The 20,270-nt window shown below is 71.7% G+C and carries 21 protein-coding genes; 12 read left to right on the forward strand and 9 right to left on the reverse strand.

The window, feature by feature from the left end; genetic code table 11:
• Positions 1-232 precede the first annotated feature (232 nt).
• Complete coding sequence (locus tag OG892_RS15095; RefSeq protein WP_073738515.1) at positions 233-601, reverse strand: STAS domain-containing protein; 369 nt, start codon at positions 599-601, stop codon at positions 233-235.
• A gap of 283 nt (positions 602-884) precedes the next feature.
• Here OG892_RS15095 and OG892_RS15100 point away from each other — a divergent pair, with 283 nt between their 5' ends.
• Complete coding sequence (locus tag OG892_RS15100) at positions 885-1,847, forward strand: RNA polymerase sigma factor SigF (RefSeq protein WP_328868453.1); 963 nt, start codon at positions 885-887, stop codon at positions 1,845-1,847.
• A gap of 89 nt (positions 1,848-1,936) precedes the next feature.
• Here the strand turns inward: OG892_RS15100 and hutI are convergent, their stop codons facing one another.
• Genes hutI through hutU form a run of 4 tightly spaced genes read right to left on the reverse strand, consistent with a single transcriptional unit; the run spans position 1,937 to position 7,498 of the window.
• Entirely contained in the window at positions 1,937-3,118 is a 1,182-nt protein-coding gene (hutI, locus tag OG892_RS15105) for an imidazolonepropionase (protein WP_371629419.1), read from the reverse strand.
• Between the two features lie 53 nt (positions 3,119-3,171).
• Positions 3,172-4,593: a formimidoylglutamate deiminase gene (locus OG892_RS15110; RefSeq protein WP_371629420.1), complete on the reverse strand. Its 1,422-nt coding sequence runs from the start codon at positions 4,591-4,593 to the stop codon at positions 3,172-3,174.
• The gene (locus tag OG892_RS15115) at positions 4,584-5,795 is read right to left on the reverse strand and encodes an allantoate amidohydrolase (protein WP_328868451.1); all 1,212 of its coding nucleotides are present in this window, start codon (positions 5,793-5,795) and stop codon (positions 4,584-4,586) included. The genes OG892_RS15110 and OG892_RS15115 overlap by 10 nt, the downstream gene beginning before the upstream one ends.
• A gap of 41 nt (positions 5,796-5,836) precedes the next feature.
• Positions 5,837-7,498, reverse strand: a complete 1,662-nt coding sequence (gene hutU / locus OG892_RS15120) for a urocanate hydratase (RefSeq protein WP_073738513.1) — start codon at positions 7,496-7,498, stop codon at positions 5,837-5,839.
• 233 nt (positions 7,499-7,731) lie between these two features.
• Here hutU and OG892_RS15125 point away from each other — a divergent pair, with 233 nt between their 5' ends.
• From OG892_RS15125 to OG892_RS15140, 4 genes are all read left to right on the forward strand, one after another.
• On the forward strand, positions 7,732-8,154 hold the full coding sequence (locus tag OG892_RS15125) for a hypothetical protein (RefSeq protein WP_073738512.1): 423 nt from the start codon (positions 7,732-7,734) through the stop codon (positions 8,152-8,154).
• Positions 8,151-8,948 (forward strand): transcriptional regulator, encoded by a 798-nt coding sequence (locus OG892_RS15130; RefSeq protein ID WP_328866821.1) that lies wholly within the window; start codon positions 8,151-8,153, stop codon positions 8,946-8,948. Before OG892_RS15125 ends, OG892_RS15130 begins: the two co-directional genes overlap by 4 nt.
• Before the next feature lie 38 nt (positions 8,949-8,986).
• Positions 8,987-9,457: a roadblock/LC7 domain-containing protein gene (locus tag OG892_RS15135; RefSeq protein WP_327337208.1), complete on the forward strand. Its 471-nt coding sequence runs from the start codon at positions 8,987-8,989 to the stop codon at positions 9,455-9,457.
• A gap of 74 nt (positions 9,458-9,531) precedes the next feature.
• Entirely contained in the window at positions 9,532-9,906 is a 375-nt protein-coding gene (locus tag OG892_RS15140) for a hypothetical protein (RefSeq protein WP_073738509.1), read from the forward strand.
• 418 nt (positions 9,907-10,324) lie between these two features.
• On the opposite strand, the gene OG892_RS15145 is transcribed toward OG892_RS15140, so the two are convergent.
• Together OG892_RS15145 and OG892_RS15150 are read right to left on the reverse strand one after the other, a co-directional pair.
• On the reverse strand, positions 10,325-11,170 hold the full coding sequence (locus OG892_RS15145) for a MurR/RpiR family transcriptional regulator (RefSeq protein WP_371629421.1): 846 nt from the start codon (positions 11,168-11,170) through the stop codon (positions 10,325-10,327).
• A 110-nt stretch (positions 11,171-11,280) separates the two neighbouring features.
• Positions 11,281-11,736 (reverse strand): MarR family winged helix-turn-helix transcriptional regulator, encoded by a 456-nt coding sequence (locus tag OG892_RS15150; RefSeq protein WP_073738507.1) that lies wholly within the window; start codon positions 11,734-11,736, stop codon positions 11,281-11,283.
• A 50-nt stretch (positions 11,737-11,786) separates the two neighbouring features.
• Here OG892_RS15150 and OG892_RS15155 point away from each other — a divergent pair, with 50 nt between their 5' ends.
• The 3 genes from OG892_RS15155 to OG892_RS15165 all read left to right on the forward strand — a co-directional run bounded on the left by OG892_RS15155 (position 11,787) and on the right by OG892_RS15165 (position 12,993).
• Complete coding sequence (locus OG892_RS15155) at positions 11,787-12,170, forward strand: hypothetical protein (RefSeq protein WP_371629422.1); 384 nt, start codon at positions 11,787-11,789, stop codon at positions 12,168-12,170.
• Positions 12,167-12,496 carry a YrdB family protein gene (locus OG892_RS15160; RefSeq protein WP_073738576.1) on the forward strand — a complete coding sequence of 110 codons (330 nt, stop codon included), beginning with the start codon at positions 12,167-12,169 and terminating at the stop codon, positions 12,494-12,496. Before OG892_RS15155 ends, OG892_RS15160 begins: the two co-directional genes overlap by 4 nt.
• Before the next feature lie 80 nt (positions 12,497-12,576).
• Positions 12,577-12,993 (forward strand): hypothetical protein, encoded by a 417-nt coding sequence (locus OG892_RS15165; protein ID WP_073738505.1) that lies wholly within the window; start codon positions 12,577-12,579, stop codon positions 12,991-12,993.
• Between the two features lie 14 nt (positions 12,994-13,007).
• On the opposite strand, the gene OG892_RS15170 is transcribed toward OG892_RS15165, so the two are convergent.
• Complete coding sequence (locus tag OG892_RS15170; RefSeq protein WP_371629423.1) at positions 13,008-13,769, reverse strand: SDR family oxidoreductase; 762 nt, start codon at positions 13,767-13,769, stop codon at positions 13,008-13,010.
• A 150-nt stretch (positions 13,770-13,919) separates the two neighbouring features.
• Here OG892_RS15170 and OG892_RS15175 point away from each other — a divergent pair, with 150 nt between their 5' ends.
• Positions 13,920-14,735 carry a helix-turn-helix transcriptional regulator gene (locus tag OG892_RS15175; protein ID WP_371629424.1) on the forward strand — a complete coding sequence of 272 codons (816 nt, stop codon included), beginning with the start codon at positions 13,920-13,922 and terminating at the stop codon, positions 14,733-14,735.
• Positions 14,736-15,008: 273 nt separating this feature from the next.
• Here OG892_RS15175 and OG892_RS15180 read toward each other — a convergent pair whose 3' ends face one another.
• Positions 15,009-16,418 (reverse strand): cystathionine beta-synthase, encoded by a 1,410-nt coding sequence (locus OG892_RS15180; RefSeq protein WP_073738502.1) that lies wholly within the window; start codon positions 16,416-16,418, stop codon positions 15,009-15,011.
• A 164-nt stretch (positions 16,419-16,582) separates the two neighbouring features.
• Here OG892_RS15180 and OG892_RS15185 point away from each other — a divergent pair, with 164 nt between their 5' ends.
• The 3 genes from OG892_RS15185 to OG892_RS15195 all read left to right on the forward strand — a co-directional run bounded on the left by OG892_RS15185 (position 16,583) and on the right by OG892_RS15195 (position 20,225).
• Positions 16,583-17,674: an SGNH/GDSL hydrolase family protein gene (locus OG892_RS15185; RefSeq protein ID WP_073738501.1), complete on the forward strand. Its 1,092-nt coding sequence runs from the start codon at positions 16,583-16,585 to the stop codon at positions 17,672-17,674.
• Between the two features lie 170 nt (positions 17,675-17,844).
• Positions 17,845-19,065: an acetyl-CoA C-acetyltransferase gene (locus tag OG892_RS15190; protein WP_073738500.1), complete on the forward strand. Its 1,221-nt coding sequence runs from the start codon at positions 17,845-17,847 to the stop codon at positions 19,063-19,065.
• 305 nt (positions 19,066-19,370) lie between these two features.
• On the forward strand, positions 19,371-20,225 hold the full coding sequence (locus OG892_RS15195; RefSeq protein WP_242436870.1) for a hypothetical protein: 855 nt from the start codon (positions 19,371-19,373) through the stop codon (positions 20,223-20,225).
• The last annotated feature ends 45 nt before the right edge of the window (positions 20,226-20,270 follow it).

Here is a 20,270-nt window from a genome sequence, read left to right on the forward strand (position 1 = left end):
GCTTCACCTCACCGATTCACCATGTCGCCATTGAACAGATACAGATACACATACGCATTACGGACAGGGACGCCGGTACGGGCATCGGGCGGATACGGAGCGTGCGGTTCGCCGCGAGGGCTCACCGGGGTGTCTCCTGCCCGGCGGAATCGTGACAACACCCACTTCGGCTACGCAGATCGCGTGACACGAGCAACACACGAGACGTACGGGGTGGCAGAACGCGCCACGATCAGTCTTCCAGGGCCTCTTCGAGGGAGCCGTGAACGGTGAAAACCGCTTCGGCCCCGGTGATCTCGAACACCCGCGCCACCACCGGCAGCATTCCGGCCAAATGGACCCCTCCCCCGGCCGCCTCCGCCTTGAGGCGGGCACCGAGCAGCACGTTCAGCCCGGTGGAATCACAGAAATCGAGTCGCGAGCAGTCCACCACCAGGCGCGCACGCCCTTGCTCGACCGCGCTCTCCAAGGGGCCGCGCAGCAGGTCCGCCGTGTGGTGATCCAGCTCACCCACCGGCGTCACAACCTCACTGCGGCCCACGGTGCGGGCCTCGACCTGAAGCCGACCCCGGTTCGCGCTGCCGACCGTCCCGCGGTCCATGCCCGTTCCTCTTCGCCGATCGTCACTGTCCGCACAGCTATGCGTGCAGATGCGTTGCAGCTGTCGCTGACGTTCTTGAAAGAGTACGCGTTCTGTGCGCCACGCGGTAGCCGAAGACCTCAACAAACCGGACATATAGCGGTAATTGGAGCTTGTAACCAGCCATACGGACCGGGTAAGGGTAGGGGGACACCCAAAACATGGCCGGCTTTGGAGGCGCCGCTTCACCGCAGGAACACGTATAGGCATCGGCAGCCATATGCCGAGAACGATGGAGGAGACCATGTCACCCCGGCTCGACGAACCGCGTACCCACAACGCGACGTCAGCATGTCCTCAGGGACTGACCGAATCAGACTCCCCTGCCGCGGCCGTCCTGGACGGCACGCGCTCAAGCACCACCAGCAGTGATCACGGCGATACCGACAGCACCACCGGCGCACTCGTGGACCTTCCCGAGATCCCGCCCGCCTCCGAGATGGGACCGCTGGACGCCAGGGCGCTCTCCAAGACGCTCTTCGCCCGGCTCGAATCCCTCGAAGAGGGCACCCACGAGTACTCGTACGTGCGCAACACGCTCGTCGAGCTGAACATGGCCCTGGTCAAGTTCGCCTCCTCCCGGTTCCGCTCCCGCAGCGAACCGATGGAGGACATCATCCAGGTCGGCACCATCGGCCTGATCAAGGCGATCGACCGCTTCGAGCTCAGCCGGGGCGTCGAGTTCCCGACCTTCGCGATGCCGACCATCGTCGGTGAGATCAAGCGCTTCTTCCGCGACACCAGCTGGTCCGTGCGCGTGCCGCGCCGCCTGCAGGAGCTGCGGCTCGACCTGGCCAAGGCGGGCGACGAGCTCGCCCAGCAGCTGGACCGCGCGCCCACCGTGGGCGAGCTCGCCGACCGCCTGGGCATCAGCAACGAAGAAGTCGTCGAGGGCATGGCCGCGAGCAACGCGTACACCGCGAGTTCGCTGGACGCCAAGCCCGAGGAGGACGAGAACGACGGCGCGCTGGCCGACCGGATCGGCTACGAGGACCACGGGCTCGAGGGCATCGAGTACGTCGAGTCCCTGAAGCCGCTGATCGCCTCGCTGCCCGGCCGCGACCGGATGATCCTCTCGCTCCGGTTCGTCGCCAACATGACGCAGTCGGAGATCGGCGAGGAGCTCGGCATCTCGCAGATGCACGTCTCCCGGCTGCTCTCGCGCACCCTGGTCAAGCTCCGCAAGGGCCTGACGCTGGACGAGTGAGCGGGCACCTCGCGGCGCGCCCGCGAGGACTGCCGGACAAAGGGCCTGCCCCGCCGAGGGGCAGGCCCTTCCGCGTTGCCGAGCCCGTATCAGCCGGCCATGCCGGTGCGCTCGCCGCGCCGCCAGACCTCGTGCACCAGCGGTACGCCGGGCCGGTAGGCGAGGTGGACGTGGCTGGGTGCGTCCAGGACCACCAGGTCGGCACGGGCGCCGGGGGCGAGGCGCCCGATGTCGGTGCGCCGCAGGGCCGCGGCGCCGCCCGCGGTGGCGGACCAGAGCGCCTCGTCGGGGGTCATGCCCATGTCGCGCACGGCGAGTGCGACGCAGAACGGCATGGACGAGGTGAACGAGGAGCCCGGGTTGCAGTCCGTGGAGAGCGCGACGGTGGCGCCCGCGTCCAGGATGCGGCGGGCGTCCGGCCAGGCGGCGCGGGTGGAGAACTCGGCGCCCGGGAGCAGCGTGGCGACGGTGGCGGACTGGGCCAGGGCGTCGATGTCGGCGTCGGTGAGGTGGGTGCAGTGGTCGGCGGAGGCCGCGTCGAGTTCGACGGCGAGCTGGACGCCGGGGCCGTGGCCGAGCTGGTTGGCGTGGACGCGGGGGTGCAGGCCCTTGGCGCGGCCCGCCGTGAGGACGGCACGGGCCTGGTCGCCGTCGAAGGCGCCGCGTTCGCAGAAGACGTCGATCCAACGGGCGTACGGGGCGCAGGCGTCGAGCATCGGACCGGTGACCAGGTCGACGTACCCGGCCGGGTCGTCCGCGTAGTCCGGGGAGACGATGTGGGCGCCCAGGAAGGTGACCTCTTCGGTGTGGCGGGCGGCGATGCGTAGCGCGCGGGCCTCGTCCTCGACGGTGAGGCCGTAGCCGGACTTGGTCTCGAAGGTCGTGGTGCCCTGGCGCAGCGCCTCGGCGAGGTAGCGGGCGACGTTGGCTTCGAGCTCGTCGTCGGTGGCGGCGCGGGTGGCGGCGACGGTGGTGCGGATGCCGCCCGCGCTGTAGGCCCGCCCCGACATCCGGGCGTTGAACTCCTGGGTGCGGTCGCCCGCGAAGAGCAGGTGCGAGTGGGAGTCGACGAAGCCGGGGATCACGGCCCGGCCCGCCGCGTCGACGGCGTTGTCAGTGGCGGGTGCTTTGCTGGATTCACCGGTCCAGACGACGTGGTCGCCCTCGATGACGACGGCCGCGTCCTGGATCAGTCCGAGGGGGGAACCGTCACCGAGGGAGGGGTCGTTGGTGACCAGTGCGGAGATGTGGGTGATGGCGGTCGTCGTCATCGGGGGACTGCTCTCCTTGCGTCGGGGCGGCGGAGGGTTCGGGGCCGCGCCGGTCAGTGGTGCAGGGCGGCGATGGCCTTGGCGAGTGCCGCCGGGACGTCGGGGACCAGTGCGTGCTGTCCGTCGCGCACGATGTGCCGTCCGGCGACCACGGTATGGCGCACATCGGCCGCGGAGGCGGCGAATACGGCTGTCTCCGCAGCAAGTCGCGGCACCGGCCCGGCTGTTCTGACGGAGTCCAGGGCGACCGTCGCCAGGTCGGCGGGCGCGCCCGGTTCGAGGATGCCCGCCTCGGGCCGGCCGAGTGCGGCGTGGCCGTCGGCGGAGGCGGCCCGCAGCAGGGCCGCCGCGGTCCAGTGGCCGCGGGTCCTGGTGCGCAGGCGCTCGTTGAGCTCCATCGCGCGCGCCTCCTCGAAGAGGTCGATCACGGCGTGGCTGTCGCTGCCCAGCGAGAGCGGGGAGCCGGCGCGCTGGAGGGCGACGGCGGGGCCGATGCCGTCGGCGAGATCGCGCTCGGTGGTCGGGCACATGCAGGTGCCGGTGGCCGTGGAGCCGATCAGCGCGATGTCCTCGGCCGTGAGGTGGGTGTTGTGCACCCCGGTGGTGCGCGGGCCGAGCACCCCGTGGTCGGCGAGGAGCCGGGTGGGGGTGCGGCCGTGGGCTGCGAGGCAGGCGTCGTTCTCCGCGGTCTGTTCGGAGAGGTGGACATGGAGCGGCGCCCGCCTCTCCCGCGCCCAGGCCGCGACGGTGTCGAGCTGCTCTGCGGGCACGGCGCGCACGGAGTGGACGGCCGCACCGATCAGGGCGTGTTCGTCGCCCTTGAGGAGGGAGGCGCGCTCGGCCCAGGCGTCGGCGGTGGTGTCGGAGAAGCGCAGCTGGTGGTGGTCGGGCTTCAGGTACTGGGAGGGGCGGCGGCCGAACCCCGCGGCGAGGTAGGCGGTGTCCAGCAGGGTGATCCGGATGCCCGCCTCGCGCGCGGCCTCGATCAGGGCGGCGCCCATCGCGTTCGGGTCGCTGTACGGGGTGCCGCCGGGCGCGTGGTGCAGATAGTGGAACTCACCGACCGCGGTGATGCCGGCCAGGGCCATTTCGGCGTACACCGCACGGGCCAGTTCGTAGTACGTGTCGGGGGTGAGCCGGGCCGCGACCTGGTACATGGTCTCGCGCCAGGTCCAGAAGGTGCCGGAGCCGACCTGGACGGTGGAGCGCAGGGCGCGGTGGAAGGCGTGCGAGTGGGTATTGGCGAGGCCGGGCAGGGTGAGCCCGCGCAGCACGGTGGCGCCGGGCGGCGGGGAGTCGACGCCGGTCCGCACCCCGGCGATCAGCCCGTCGGACACCTCCAGGACGACGCCCGGCTCGACATGGGTGCCGAGCCAGGCGTGCGAGAGCCAGTACGTCGCGGTGACGGGCTTGCCCGTCAGCTCCGTGGCCGGTTCCGTCGTGGACTCTGTCGGGGGCTCCGTTTTCAGCGGCACGCGAGACCTTCCAGTACATCGGCGAGTGCGATCACCCCGGCCACGCAGTCGTCCTCGGCGGCATGCTCGGCCGGCGAGTGCGAGATCCCGGTGGGGTTCCGGACGAACAGCATGGCGGTAGGGGCCGAAGCGGACAAAATACCCGCATCGTGTCCCGCTCCCGTGCCGAGCACGGGGACGGCGCGGCCGTTGCCCCGGGCGGCGCCCTTCAGGATCGTGCCCAGCTCGTCGCGCAGGGCGTGCTGGAACTCCACGACGGGCGTGAAGGACTCCCGTACGACGTCGAGATCGATTCCGGCCCGTTCGGCGTGTTCCCGGGCGGCCCGCTCGATCCCGGTGACGACGGTGTCCAGGGTGTCCTGGTCGGCGGCCCGGGAGTCGAGCCAGCCGCGCACGAGCGAGGGGATCGCGTTGACGCCGTTCGGCTCGACGGCGATCTTGCCGAAGGTGGCGAGGGCGCCGGCCAGCTCCGCCTCCCGGCGGGCGGCCAGCACCGTCTCGGCGTACGTGAGCATCGGGTCGCGCCGGTCGGCGAGGCGGGTGGTGCCCGCGTGGTTGGCCTCGCCCCGGAAGTCGAACCGCCAGCGGCCGTGCGGCCAGATCGCGGAGGCGATGCCGACGGGGTCGCCACTGAGATCGAGGGCGCGGCCCTGCTCGACGTGCAGCTCGACGAACGCGCCGATACGGGCGAGCCGTTCGGGGTCCGGGCCGATGGCGTCGGGGTCGTACCCGGCCGCCTCCATCGCCTGCGGGAGCGTGACACCGTCACCGTCCCGCAGCCGGTGCGCGGCCTCGACGGTCAGCTGTCCGGCGGCGAGCCGGGAGCCGACGCAGGCCAGGCCGAACCGGGCGCCCTCCTCGTCACCGAAGTTGGTGATGGCCAGCGGTCGGGTGAACTCCACTCCCCTGCGGCGGAGTTCGTCGAGCGCGGCGAAGGAGGAGACGACGCCGAGCGGCCCGTCGAAGGCGCCGCCGTCCGGCACCGAGTCGAGGTGCGAGCCGGTGACGACGGCGTCCTGGGCCAGCGGGTCGCCGAGCCAGGCCCACTGGTTGCCGTTGCGGTCGGTCTCCAGGGCCAGCCCGCGCGCCTCGGCCTGCGCCCGGAACCACGTACGGCAGTCGGTGTCGGCGGCGGTCCAGGCGTAGCGGCGGTAGCCGCCGCTGTCCGGGTGCCGTCCGATGGGAGCGAGCTCCCGCCACATGTCCTGGAAGGACAGGGTGGGCCCCGGTCCGCCCGTGGCCGTCACGCCTCGCCCTCCCGCATCGGCACCCGTACGTCCTTGTCGGAGGCGACCGACTCCGCGATGTCGTAGCCCGCGTCCACGTGCCGGATGACGCCCATGCCCGGGTCGTTCGTCAGCACCCGCCGGATCTTCTCGCCGGCCAGCTTCGTGCCGTCGGCCACCGTCACCTGGCCCGCGTGGATGGAGCGGCCCATGCCGACGCCGCCGCCGTGGTGGATGGAGACCCAGGAGGCCCCCGACGCCACGTTCACCATCGCGTTCAGCAGCGGCCAGTCCGCGATCGCGTCGGAGCCGTCGAGCATGGCCTCGGTCTCCCGGTACGGGGAGGCCACGGAGCCGCAGTCCAGGTGGTCGCGCCCGATGGCCAGCGGCGCGGCCAGCTCACCGCTCGCCACCATGTCGTTGAACCGCTCGCCGGCCCGGTCCCGCTCGCCGTAGCCGAGCCAGCAGATCCGGGCGGGCAGCCCCTGGAACTGGACGCGCTCGCCGGCCATCTTGATCCAGCGGTGCAGCGACTCGTTCTCCGGGAAGAGTTCGAGCAGCGCCTTGTCGGTCTTGCGGATGTCGGACGCCTCGCCGGACAGCGCCGCCCAGCGGAACGGGCCCTTGCCCTCGCAGAAGAGCGGCCGGATGTACGCGGGCACGAAGCCGGGGAAGTCGAAGGCCCGCCCGTAGCCCGCGAGCCGGGCCTCGCCGCGGATCGAGTTGCCGTAGTCGAAGACCTCCGCGCCCGCGTCCATGAAGCCGACCATCGCCTCGACGTGCTTCGCCATCGACTCACGGGCGCGCAGGGTGAAGTCGGCGGGCTTCTCGGTGGCGTAGTCGGCCATGTCGTCGAAGTCGACCCCGACCGGCAGGTAGGCGAGGGGGTCGTGCGCGCTGGTCTGGTCGGTGACGATGTCGACCGGGGCGCCCTCCGCGAGCATCCGGGGCAGCAGCTCCGCGGCGTTGCCGAGCAGGCCGATGGAGAGCGGCTTGCGGGCGTCCCGCGCCTCGACCGCGAGCTGGAGCGCGTGCTCCAGGCTGTCGGCCCGCACGTCCAGGAAGCGGTGCTCGATGCGGCGCTCGATGGCGCGCGGGTCCACGTCGATACAGATCGCGACGCCGTCGTTCATGGTGACGGCGAGCGGCTGGGCGCCGCCCATGCCGCCGAGTCCGGCGGTCAGCGTGATCGTCCCGGCCAGCGTGCCGCCGAACTTCTTCGCGGCGACGGCGGCGAACGTCTCGTAGGTGCCCTGGAGGATGCCCTGGGTGCCGATGTAGATCCACGATCCGGCGGTCATCTGGCCGTACATGGTGAGCCCGAGGGCCTCCAGGCGGCGGAACTCCTCCCAGTTCGCCCAGTCGCCCACCAGGTTGGAGTTGGCGATGAGCACGCGCGGGGCCCACTCGTGCGTCTGCATGACGCCGACCGGCCGCCCGGACTGTACGAGCATCGTCTCGTCCTGCTTGAGGGTGCGCAGCGTGCGGACCATCGCGTCGAACGAGCGCCAGTCGCGGGCCGCCTTGCCGGTGCCGCCGTAGACGACGAGCTTGTCGGGGTGCTCGGCGACCTCGGGGTCCAGGTTGTTCTGCAGCATCCGCAGGGCGGCTTCCTGCTGCCATCCCAGGGCGCTCAGCTCGGTACCGCGCGGTGCCCGTACGGGGCGGGGTCCTGACATGGCAATGCCTCCTCGCGACTGTGAATTTTCTATTCACATCTTGATCGGCTGAATAGCTCCAGTCAACAGGGGGGCGTGGACGGTCTCCGGAGGGCCTCCTTCCGATGTGCGGCGGGGCATTTTCCACCGGCCACCTGCATGTACCTATGGAAAATGCCAGAACCTCCACCAGTCCCGAGCACGTTGCGTAACCTCTGGGTCACAGCCGCACACCGCGTCGGAGGAGAGTCCGCGTGCCCGGAATCGACGAGTGCCTGCTCGACGTCATGAGACTGCCCGGTGCCCGTGGCGCCGCCGTGGTCGACTGGACCAGCGGTCTCGCCCTCGGCACCATCGGTGACTCGCCCAACGGCGATCACGAGGCCACCGCCGCCGAGACGGCGGAGGTGGCACGGATGGCGGCCGAACAGTCCGTCTTCACCTCGGGAGCGGCCCAGCCGCCGGACACCGCGGACGGCAGAGGGGTTACGGGGACGGAGCCGCCGGTCGAGGACGTCATCGTCACCACCCGGGCCGGGTACCACATCCTCCGGTTCGTCGAGACGGACTTCGACAGCAGCGTCTTCCTCCACCTGTGGCTGGACCGCGCGGAGGGGAACCTCGCCCTGGCCCGGATACGGCTGGGCGAGACGGCCGAGCGGCTGGTCCTGGCATGACGACGGCCGCCCCCTTACCCGCCCCCTCCCCCACCACCGTGCTCTCGCCGATGCTCGATCGCCTCGCCGCGGAACGGGCCACCGGCGCCCTGATGCGCGACTGCGGCACCCTCTACCTCGCGGACGGCGAGGTGGTGCACGCCGAGAGCCCGGCGACGCCCGGTATCGACGTCCTGCTCACCCGGGGCGGCGCGCTGCACCGCGACGGCTGGTGGGACGCGGTCTCCCGGGCGGGCGCCCACCGGCGGGTCGGCCGCTACCTGGTGGACAGCGGCCGGGTGGCGGGCGGCGCGCTGGAGCTGTGCCACCTGGGGGTGCTGTACGACGCGGCGTTCTTCGCCCTCGCCCCGACCCGGACCCCGGCCCGCTTCCGTTACGGGGTCGCCCACTGGATCGGCCCGGTCCGCCCCGTGTCCGTGGACGCCGTGCAGCGCGAGACGCTCCGGCGCCGGGAGCTGCTGGACCGGATCTGGCCAGAGGCGGCGGGCGACAGCGCCCCGCTCGCCCGGACCGGCTGCCCGGTCGACGGCCCGGTGCCGCCGCGCCAGCAGCGCGTCCTGGAGTGCGTGGACGGGGTGCGCACCGCGACGGACATCGCCCTGGAGCTGGGCAGATCGGCGTTCCACACCCTGGTCGACCTGCGGCGGCTGGCCGCCGCCGGGCTGGTCGAGGCGGTCCGGCAGCCGACGGGCCCGGCCGCCTCCGCGACCGCCCGGATCGAGCTGCCCGAGATCACGCCCGACCCCGACGTCGCCCTGTTGCGCCGGCTCCGAGACGCATTGGAGGCCCTGTGATACGCGCGCTCAGACAGCGTGCCGGGAGGAGACAGCTGATGGTGCCCGAGGCCGAAGTCCGTGACGTCCTGGCCGAACTCCAGCGGCTGCGGGCGCGGGTGCCGATGCTCGCCGGCGCCCTGGCGGCCAGCACCGACGGTCTCCTTCTCGCCCACGACACCCCGGGGGTGGAGGCCGAAGGCGTCGCCGCACTGACCGCGGCCGCGCTCGGCGTCTCGATCCGGATGACGGAGGCGACCGGCCGGGGCGGCTTCCGCGAACTCCTCGTCCGCGGCGATACGGGCTACATCGCGGCGTATGCCGCGGGCTCCTCCGCCGTACTGACGCTGCTGGCCGAGGACCGGATCAACGTCGGCAGGCTCCATCTGGAGGGCCGCCGGGCCGGGGCCAGGATCGGCCGGCTCGTCGACACCGCGCTGGAACGCGCACCGCAACCCCCGCCGGGCGCACGCCCGCCCGCGCCACGCACTCCGCAGCCGCCGGGCACGTTGCCCCACCGCCCGACCTGACCACCTCTCTGCCTCTCAGACCCAGGAAACGGAACCGGCCGTCGCGGCCGGTCAGGGAAAGGAAACGAGCACTCATGGCGAACACCGAAGCGTCACTGAAGGAAGCGATGACGAACATCGAGGGCACCCTCGGTGTCGCCCTCGTCGACTACACGAGCGGCATGGCGCTGGGCACCCTCGGCGGCGGCAAGGAGTTCAACCTGGAGATCGCGGCGGCCGGCAACACCGACGTCGTACGCGCGAAGCTCCGCACCATGGAACAGCTGGGCATCCAGGACGAGATCGAGGACATCCTGATCACCCTGGGCAGCCAGTACCACCTGATCCGGCTGCTCAGAACCCGTGGCAGCAAGGGCCTGTTCCTCTACCTGGTGCTGGACTCCGGCCGAGCCAACCTGGCGATGGCCCGCCACAAGCTGAAGAAGATCGAGGCCGAGCTGGAGGTCTGACCGGGAGCGGGGTCCTCGGGGCGCGGGGTTCCGTCCTCAATCGCCGGACGGGCTTGGTGTGCGGGTCCCCCGCAGGGCGCCTGCCCGGTGGGTGGGGGTCCGGGGTCCCTCCGGGGCGTCTCCTCGAACGACGAACGTGCGGCGGGTACGCATTGCGTACCCGGGTCTGTGTTCGTCGTCCTGCGGGGACTCCCCTGCACGCCCCCGAACCCGGCCGTCGCGCGGCTGATGCTGGGGTGGGGACGTGCAGGGGAGTCCCCGCAGGAAATGGCGTACGACCCGGGTCCCTCACGTACCCGGGTGAACACGCCATTTTCGAGGAGACGCCCCGGAGGGGCACCACCCCCCACCCACCGGGGCAGGCGCACCCCGCGGGGGACCCGCGCTCAAGCCCGTCCGGCGATTGAGGACGGAACCCTCACTCGATGAACAGGCCCCGCGCCACCGCCCCCGCGTCGAACTCCTCCAGCCTCGCCTGCGCGTCCGGCAGGGCGTCGCACATCGACTCCAGCAGCACCCGCCCGAGCAGCATCGGCGCGCACGCCGTGTCGAAGGCGAGCCCGGTCCCGACCGCGGCCGGGATCAGCAGATCGCTGTGCGCGGCCACCGGGGCGAACGCGGAGTCCGCGACCGAGACCACCGTCAGCCCCCGTTCCCGGGCGTACGCGAGGGCGTCCACGACCTCCCGGGGGTGGCGCGGCAGCGCGAAGCAGATCAGTGCGGTGGCCCCGGCCCGCCGGGCGGCGTCGATCCGGTCGTGCAGCATGCTGCCGCCCTCGTCGAGCACCCGGACATCGGGGTGGACCTTGGCGGCGAAGTACCCGAAGCCCCGGGCCTGGGAGGAGGCGGCGCGCAGCCCGAGCACGGGCAGCGGACGCGAGCCGGCGAGCAGCCGCCCGGCCCGCTCGACGGGGCCCGGGTCCGCGAGCAGCTCCGCGAGGTGGCGCAGGTTCTCGATCTCACCGAGCACCGCCTGCTGGTACTCGTTGTACGTGTCCTCCCCGGCTTCCGCCGAGCTTCCGGCCGGGGAGACCTCGCGCAGGTGCCTGCGCAGCGCGGGGTAGCCGTCGAAACCGAGCGCCACGGCGAACCGGGTGACGGAGGGCTGGCTGACCCCGGCGAGTTCGGCCAGCTCGACGCTGGACAGGAACGGGGCATCACCGGCCCTGCGCACCATCGAGTGCGCGATGCGCCGCTGGGTGGGGGTGAGCCTGCGCCCCTCGAACAGCTGCTGCAACCTCGCGGCCGGGCTGCTCCCGCTCATCCTGTCCCCTCGCTGGATCCTTCGCGCCGCGGTCCGGCGCCGAGGAATCCATTCAGCCAGCAAGGCGTCTGCATGTCCATATGCAGACGCCTTGCCCGCCGTGCGCCGCGCTATCCGGGCAGGCCCGCCCGCGCGGCCAGTACGGCGAGGGTCCGGCGCAGGTTCGCGCGGAACGCGTCGTCGAGACCGGCCGTCAGCTCCTCGTCGATGGCGCTCGCCGTCTCCGTGCAGCGGGCGAGGAGTTCGCGGCCCCGGTCCGTGAGGGCGAGGATCTGGCGGCGGCGGTCGGCGGGGTCGCGCTCCCGGGTGACCGCGCCCAGCTCCTCCAGGTGATCGGCGAGGCCGACCACCAGGCTGGGCGTCACCCGCATGGTGCGGGCGATGTCCTGCTGCGAGGCCGCCGCACCGCTGTCCAGCAGGGCCAGCAGTCCGGCGTGCTTGGGCTTCAGGCCGTGGACGGCGAGCCGTTCGGCGAACAGTTCGGCGGTGATCGCGCCGAGCGTGCCGAGCTGGAAGGCCGCGGTGCCGGTCAGCGTCTCCTGCTTGACATCCTTCACGCTCCGCATCGTATCATCGAGAAATCATTCACAGTGTTAATGATTCAAGAGGTGACGAGATGCGACGCACACTGGCCGGCCTCAACGTGGCCATGGCGGCGGGCTCGGCGGTCGCGGCCGTGATCGCGGTGGCACGCCCCACGCTCCTGCTGCCGGCCGGCACCGAGCCCACGGCCGGTCTCCAGGTGTACGCGCAGGCGTACGCGGTCCGCGCGGTCCCGCTCGCCGCCGCGCTGGTGTACGCGCTGAAGGGGGAACGCCGGGCGCTGGTGCCCGTCCTGGCTGTGGCCGGGGCGGCGCAGGCGGGCGACGCGTACATCGGCGTCAGCCGCGGGGTCACCGGTATGGCCGTCGGCGGGACGCTCGCGGCGGCCACCCACCTCGGCACCGCCTGGTGGCTGATCCGCCGCACCGGCGCGCCCGCCCCGGGCGGCGCGGCATGAAGTCACTCAACCTGCTGGTCATCTTCCTGTCGGAGCTCGCCGTCATCGGATCCGTGGCCACCTGGGGCTTCACTCTCGGTACGGGGTGGGGGCTGCGGCTGCTCGCGGGTATCGGCGGGCCGGCGGTGATGATCGCGCTGTGGGCGCTGTTCGGCTCACCCGAGGCGTCCTACAAGGTGCACGGCGCGATACGGGTGCTCTTCGAAATCGGCTGGTTCGGTGTGGGCGCCGTCGCCCTGGCGCTGGCCGGATACGCCGTTCCGGCCCTCGTCCTCGCCGTCGTCATGGCGGTCGGCAAGGGCCTCGCGGTGGTCTGGCACCAGTAGGCCCGGACGGTGCTCCCACCCCCGCAAACCGGGGGGTTAGCCCCACTGACCCGGCCGACGCGGCTTCGTAACGTAGAAGCATGGACGCTTCCGACACGGAGCTCAAGAAGGAGCTCGACGCCACCCTCAAAGCCCGCAGCGAGCTGGGCGCCGAGTACGAGTCCGCGCTCGTCGAGTCGTTTCTGGAGAAGGTCGAGCAGCGGCTCGACGGCACGCTCGACCGCCGGGTCAGGCGTCATCTCGCGGAGCAGCAGGTCAGGGGGGCGCGCTCGCCGGAGCGGCCCTCCGGGCATTTCGGTGAGCAGTACGGATTCGCGATCGCCTCGCTGGTCCTGGCCATACCGCTGTCCGCCATCGGTGTGGTGAACGCGGGCTTCCAGGGGCTGGTCGTGGCCTGGCTCGGCATCGTCGGCGTCAACGCCTTCCAGGCCTCTCGCGGCGGACGGCTCTTCCGGCGTCGGGACGACGAGCGGCGGGAGTCCGACTGGGAGGGCTGAGCGGCGGACGCTCCTCACGCCTGACGGGTCGGCAGCACGACCAGCTGGCGCAGGTTGATGTGGCGTGCCCGGCTGGTCGTGTAGGCGATCAGGTCGGCGATCTCGTCGCTCGACAGCCCGCCGAGCGCGTCGAACATGCCGTCGAGCTGGCCGCTGAGTTCCGTGTTGTCGACGTGTCCGGCCAGTTCGGAGTCGGTGAGGCCGGGCTCGATGTTCGTGACCCGGACGTCGCGCGGGCCGAGTTCGGTGCGCAGGGAGGCCGAGAGATAGGTGAGCGCGGCCTTCGTCGCCCCGTACACCGCGTAGTTGGGGAACGTGACGTGCGCGCCGATCGAGGAGATGTTGACCAGGTCGGCGGTGCGGCCTTCGGCGGCGGCCGCCACCAGGTCCGCGGTGAAGGCCCGGATGACGCGCAGGGCGCCCGACACGTTGGTGTCCAGCATCCGCTGCCATTCGTCGGTGCGGCCCTCGTCCACCGGGTTCGGCAGCATCACCCCGGCCGCGTTGACCACCAGGTCCACCCGGCCGAACGCGGCGTGCACCCGCTCGGCCGCGGCGTCCACGGACGCCTGGTCCGTGACGTCGGTGACGACGGCGAGTGCCCGGCCGCCGTCGGCGGTGATCTTCCCGGCCAGTTCCTCCAGCCGCTCCGCGCGGCGGGCCAGCAGCGCCACCCGCACCCCCTGGGCGGCGAGCAGCCGGGCGGTCGCGGCCCCCATGCCGCTGGCGGCTCCGGTGATGACGGCGGTGCGGCCTGCGAGTGTCCCGTACGACATGTCCGTACTCCCCGGTGCTGTGGGGCCGGGGCGTTTCCCCGGCCGAGCACCGACTCTGCCGCCACGGGCCGCCGCTACCCAGGGATGCGTCTTTCCTGGGTCCGGCAGTACCAGGCTGGGAAGCGAACGGAGTCTTCTACGATTCGCGGCATGGACGGCGACCTCGGAGAATTCCTCCGCTCACGACGTGCCCGCATACAGCCCGGTGACGTCGGACTGAACTCCTACGGCCGCAGACGCGTTCCGGGTCTGCGGCGCGAGGAGGTGGCACAGCTCGCGGGGGTGAGCGTGGACTACTACATCCGGCTGGAGCAGGGTCGCGGCCCGAGCGTCTCGGACGCCGTGCTGGACGCGGTGGCCCGGGTGCTGGGGCTGGACGAGACGGAGCACGCCCACCTGCGCACGGTGGCCCGCCCCGAGCCGCGCACGGCGGCCCCGGCCGCCGCCCAACGGGTGCGTCCGGGGCTGCGTCTGCTGCTGGACACCCTGGGCGGGGCACCGGCGTTCATCCTGGGCCGCCGGATGGACGTACTGGCGTGGAACGGGGCGGCCGACGCGCTCCTCGGCTTCTCGCGGCTCTCCCCGGATGTGCGCAACGTCCCGCGCCAGGTGTTCCTCGACCCGGCCTCCCCGGAGCTCTACCCGGACTGGGCCTCCGTGGCGGCGGAGACCGTCGCCCACCTTCGCCTGGACGCGGGCCTGCACCCGCACGACAAGCAACTGGCCGCGCTGGTCGGCGAGCTGTCGGTGGAGAGCGAGGACTTCCGCCGGCTGTGGGCGGATCACGAGGTGAAGGCGAAGGCGTACGGCGTCAAGCAGATCAGCCACCCGGTAGCGGGTCCGCTCACGCTCCCGTACGAGACGCTCGATGTGCCCGGGGATCCCGATCAGTGCCTGGTGGTCTACACCCCGGAGCCGGGTACGGAGTCGGCGGAGCGCCTCGCGTTGCTGACGGCGGCGGCGTAACGAGGAGTATCGCGGGGACCGCCGCACCCCCGGTTTCCCGGAGGGCGGGACGACGGCGGTCCCCGCGAGGGACGCGGTCCGGGTCAGGGCCGGTCTCGCATCCTGACGACAGTGGAGGTCCGGGAGCCGCTCCGTAGTCCGTGTCGCCGTATCGGTGCCGGCGGGTTTCCCTGCCGACACCCATCAATCTGCCCGATCCGTGTTAAGCCGGTGCTGCGGGTACGTGTCGCGCTCGTACCGTTTTCGCGAAGCCCCGGGTTCCGGCCGGGGTGGCTACGGCTTGGCGACCGCCGTCGCGTCCTTGGCGAGGAACGCCAGCAGGTCCTGCCTGCTGACCACGCCCTTGGGCTTGCCCTCGACCAGCACGATCGCCGCGTCCGCCGCGCCCGCACCGCCGAGCACCGCCATCAGGTCCTCGACCGGTTCGCCGGAACCGACCTGCGGCAGCGGCGGCGACATGTGCTTCTCCAGCGGGTCGGAGAGCGAGGCGCGCTGGGCGAAGAGCGCGTTCAGCAGCTCCCGCTCGACCACCGAGCCGATGACCTCCGCGGCCATCACGTCCGGGTGGCCTGCGCCCGGCTTCACGATCGGCATCTGCGAGACGCCGTACTCGCGCAGGACGTCGATCGCCTCGCCGACGGTCTCCTCCGGGTGCATGTGGACGAGCGTCGGGATCGGGCCCTCCTTGTAGTCGAGGACGTCCGCGACGCGTGCGGAGGGGCCGGTGTTCTCCAGGAAGCCGTAGTCCGCCATCCACTCGTCGTTGAAGATCTTGCTCAGGTAGCCGCGTCCGCTGTCCGGGAGCAGGACGACGACCACGTCCTCCGGGCCCAGCCGCTTCGCGACCTCCAGGGCGCCCACGACCGCCATCCCGCAGGAGCCGCCGACCAGCAGGCCCTCCTCCTTGGCGAGCCGGCGGGTCATCTGGAAGGAGTCCTTGTCGGACACGGCGACGATCTCGTCGGTGACCGTACGGTCGTACGCCGTCGGCCAGAAGTCCTCGCCAACGCCCTCGACCAGATACGGCCGGCCCGAGCCGCCCGAGTAGACCGAGCCCTCCGGGTCCGCGCCGATGATCTTGACCGCGCCGTCGCTGACGTCCTTCAGGTAGCGGCCGGTGCCGCTGATCGTGCCGCCGGTGCCGACCCCCGCCACGAAATGGGTGATCTTCCCGTCCGTCTGCTCCCACAGTTCGGGACCGGTGGTCTCGTAGTGGGAGCGCGGGTTGTTCGGGTTGGAGTACTGGTCGGGCTTCCAGGCTCCGGGCGTCTCACGGACCAGCCGGTCGGAGACGTTGTAGTAGGAGTCCGGGTGATCGGGGTCGACCGCCGTCGGGCAGACGACGACCTCTGCCCCGTAGGCGCGCAGCACGTTGATCTTGTCCGTGGACACCTTGTCCGGGCAGACGAAGATGCACTTGTAGCCCTTCTGCTGCGCGACGATCGCCAGGCCCACGCCCGTGTTGCCGCTCGTCGGCTCGACGATCGTGCCGCCGGGCTGGAGCGCGCCGCTCTCTTCGGCGGCCTCGATCATGCGAAGGGCGATCCGGTCCTTGACCGAGCCGCCGGGGTTGAAGTACTCGACCTTGGCCAGGACCGTCGCCTGGATGCCGGCCGTCACACTGCGCAGCCTCACCAGCGGGGTGTTGCCTACGAGGCTGATCATCGAATCGTGGAATTGCACCGTGTACTCCGGGGTCTCCGTGATGGTGCGGCAAGAGTATGCGTACGGGGACCGGATTGGGTGAAGCGATTGAACGCTGCCCACTTGGGGGCAGTTAGCTCTGTGTACGGCGGTACGGCACGTACGGCGACGAGGAGGTGGACCGGACTGTGTCGAGGGCAAGGGTGGCACGGCGGATCGCAGCGGGCGCGGCCTACGGTGGCGGCAGCGTCGGGCTGCTGGGGGCCGCGGCGGTAGGCGTCCTGCTGGCGGAGGTCCAGCTGGCGAAGCGGCTGGTGGGCGGCGGGGTCGCCCCGGTCCCGCCGAGCGCGGACGGGCGGTACGGGGTGGCGTTCGCCGGGCCGGCGGACCCGCTGCGGCTGGGGCTGCTGGGGGATTCCACGGCGGCCGGGCAGGGCGTGCGGCGGGCCGGGCAGACACCGGGTGCGCTGCTGGCCTCCGGACTGGCGGCGGTCTCGGAGCGGCCGGTGGATCTGCGCAACGTCGCGCAGCCGGGCGCCAGGTCGGACGATCTGGAGCGGCAGGTCTCGCTGCTGCTGGCGGACCCCTCCGGGGCACCGGACGTCTGCGTGATCATGATCGGGGCCAACGATGTGACGCACCGGATGCCCGCGACCCAGTCGGTGCGCTGCCTGACCACGGCGGTACGCAGGCTGCGGACGGCGGGCGCGGAGGTGGTGGTCGGCACCTGCCCGGACCTGGGCACGATCGAGCCGGTCTACCAGCCGCTGCGGTGGCTGGCCCGGCGGGTGAGCCGGCAGCTGGCGGCGGCGCAGACGATCGGCTCCGTGGAGCAGGGCGGGCGCACGGTGTCGCTGGGCGACCTGCTGGGCCCGGAGTTCGAGGCGAACCCCCGGGAGCTGTTCGGCCCGGACAACTACCACCCCTCGGCGGAGGGGTACGCGACCGCGGCGATGGCGGTCCTGCCGACACTCTGCGCGGTGCTGGGGCTGTGGCCGGAGTCCGATCATCTGGACGGCGCCCGGCGCGAGGACATGCTGCCGGTGGCCAAGGCGGCCTCCCAGGCGGCCAGGGAGGCCGGTACGGAGGTCACCGGGGCGCGGGCACCCTGGGCGCTCCTCAAGCACCGCAGGCGGCGGCGCCTGCCCGCGGCCACGGAGCCGCACCCGCATCCGCACTGGTACCAGCACCGCTCCCCGGGAGCAGCGGTGAAGGAGGAACGCGGTGAACAAGGCGGCTCGACCCGGGTGGACCGGCGTCCGGGCAGCGACACGGGCACCGCCGCCACGGGATGACCGAGCGGCGCCCAGATAGCCGACCGAGCGGTTGCCCGGACAGTTGACTGAGCGGTTGCTTAGAAAAGAGGCCCGCATCACACGCCGGTGCGGGTGACCTCCGCAGTACGTCCGGGTAACTTCCAGAGCAGTCCAGCCAGACAGCCTTCCAGCCCTCATGGAGCCGCGTGATGCCCGAAGCCGTGATCGTCTCTGCTGCCCGTTCCCCCATCGGCCGGGCCTTCAAGGGCTCGCTGAAGGACCTGCGGGCGGACGACCTGACCGCCACGATCATCCAGACCGCACTGGCCAAGGTCCCGGAGCTGGACCCCAGGGACATCGACGACCTGATGCTCGGCTGCGGCCTCCCGGGCGGCGAGCAGGGCAACAACCTGGGCCGCATCATCGCCGTGCAGATGGGGATGGACCACCTTCCCGGCTGTACGGTCACCCGCTACTGCTCCTCCTCCCTGCAGACCAGCCGGATGGCGCTGCACGCCATCAAGGCGGGCGAGGGCGACGTGTTCATCTCGGCGGGCGTCGAGATGGTGTCCCGGTTCGCCAAGGGCAACTCCGACAGCTGGCCGGACACCCACAACCCGCTGTTCGCGGACGCCGAGGCCCGCACCGCGGCCCGCGCGGAGGAGTCCGGTGCGAGCTGGCACGACCCGCGCGAGGACGGCCTGGTGCCGGACGCGTACATCTCGATGGGGCAGACCGCGGAGAACCTGGCCCGGACCAAGGGCGTCACCCGTCAGGACATGGACGAGTTCGGGGTCCGGTCGCAGAACCTCGCGGAGGAAGCCCTCAAGAACGGCTTCTGGGAGCGCGAGATCACTCCGGTGACGACGCCGGACGGCACGGTGGTCGCCAAGGACGACGGTCCGCGTGCGGGCGTCACCCTGGAGGGCGTGCAGGGCCTGAAGCCGGTCTTCCGCCCCGACGGCCTGGTCACCGCGGGCAACTGCTGCCCGCTGAACGACGGTGCCGCGGCGCTCGTGATCATGTCGGACACGAAGGCGCGCGAGCTGGGCCTGACCCCGCTGGCCCGGATCGTCTCCACCGGCGTCTCCGGCCTCTCCCCCGAGATCATGGGCTACGGACCGGTCGAGGCGAGCAAGCAGGCGCTGAAGCGGGCCGGGCTGAGCGTCGGCGACATCGACCTGGCCGAGATCAACGAGGCCTTCGCCGCCCAGGTGATCCCGTCCTACCGGGACCTCGGCCTGCCGCTGGACAAGGTCAACGTCAACGGCGGCGCCATCGCCGTCGGCCACCCCTTCGGCATGACCGGCGCCCGGATCACCGGCACCCTGATCAACAGCCTCCAGTTCCACGACAAGCAGTTCGGCCTGGAGACGATGTGCGTGGGCGGCGGCCAGGGCATGGCGATGGTCATCGAGCGGCTGAGCTGAAGCTGAGCTGAGCTGAAGCTGAGCTGAGCTGACGCGGATCCCGCTCCTGGGCGGGATCCGGCGCCCTCGGAGCGGGCGCGATGGCTGGTTCCGAGCTCCGACCGTGACCGAATCTCCCCCAGGATGTGACCTATGTCCTGGGGGAGACCCATTCCCGCAGGTCACACCAGCATCAGGGTTAAACCCCGGGCACAAAGACCTGTCCAATTCGTGACGTAATGCACTGACACAGGGTGCCGGTACGGGTCAAGCTGATGTAGGAAGTCGGGGGATCGATTGAAACCGGGAGTAAGTCAGTGAGCGCCATGCCTCTTGCCCTGTTGCTGACCACCGCCGCTGCCACGGCCGTGGGCGCTGCTGCTCTGCACGCCGCTCACGGGCTGCGTAAGCAGGTATCGGCCCTTCGAAGGGAGCTGGCCGACGGCCGCGCCCAGGCCGCCACGGTCCCCGCCCAGAGCCGTAACGACGCCACCCCCGCCTCGGAAATACGCGCGGCGGTGGCCGAGGCGCTGGCCGAGGAGCGGGAGCGGGAGCTCGCCGAGGCGCGGGCCTTCTGGGCCACGCAGGAAGCGCGGGACGCCGCCGACGCCCCGTCCCTGCTGGGCGGCCTGGCCGGGATCGGTGAGGACGCCCCGTTCTTCATGCCGCGCCAGGCGGACTTCGCCGGCCTCGAAGCGATGGACCTCGACGCCACGGAGGCGCTGGAGGAGCTGACGGAACTGGCCGAGCTGACCGAGCTGGCCGACATCACCGAGCTCCCCGAGATCGCGGAGTTCGCGGAGGACTCCCCCGAGCTGGCCGCGGCCCGTCGCCGCCACCCCTCGCACCCGGACTTCGTACCGGTGCAGACACCCGTCGTCACCGACCACGAGCGCACGGTGAACCGCCTGGAGGAGCTGGCCGACAGCCGTACGGAACTCTCCGACGTGCGCCCCGGCCCGCTCGGCACGCTCGACGTGTACGTCTTCGCCGACGGCACCACGCTCTGTATGACCCCCGGCCACCGCGAGACGGCCGAGCGGCTGGCCACATCGCTCCGGGACGGTGAGCACCCGGTGCTGCTGGGCGGTTCCGGCGTCTCCGGCGCGTACGCGCTGACGTTCTCGTGCGGACGGGAGAACGTGTACATACTGGCCGACCGCGTCATCGCGAGCTTCTAGCCCGCCCGACCGGTCGTCCGGACCCCCGCGCCCCCGACACAGCGG

The sequence above is a fragment of the Streptomyces sp. NBC_00341 genome (assembly GCF_041435055.1).
GTDB lineage: Bacteria > Actinomycetota > Actinomycetes > Streptomycetales > Streptomycetaceae > Streptomyces.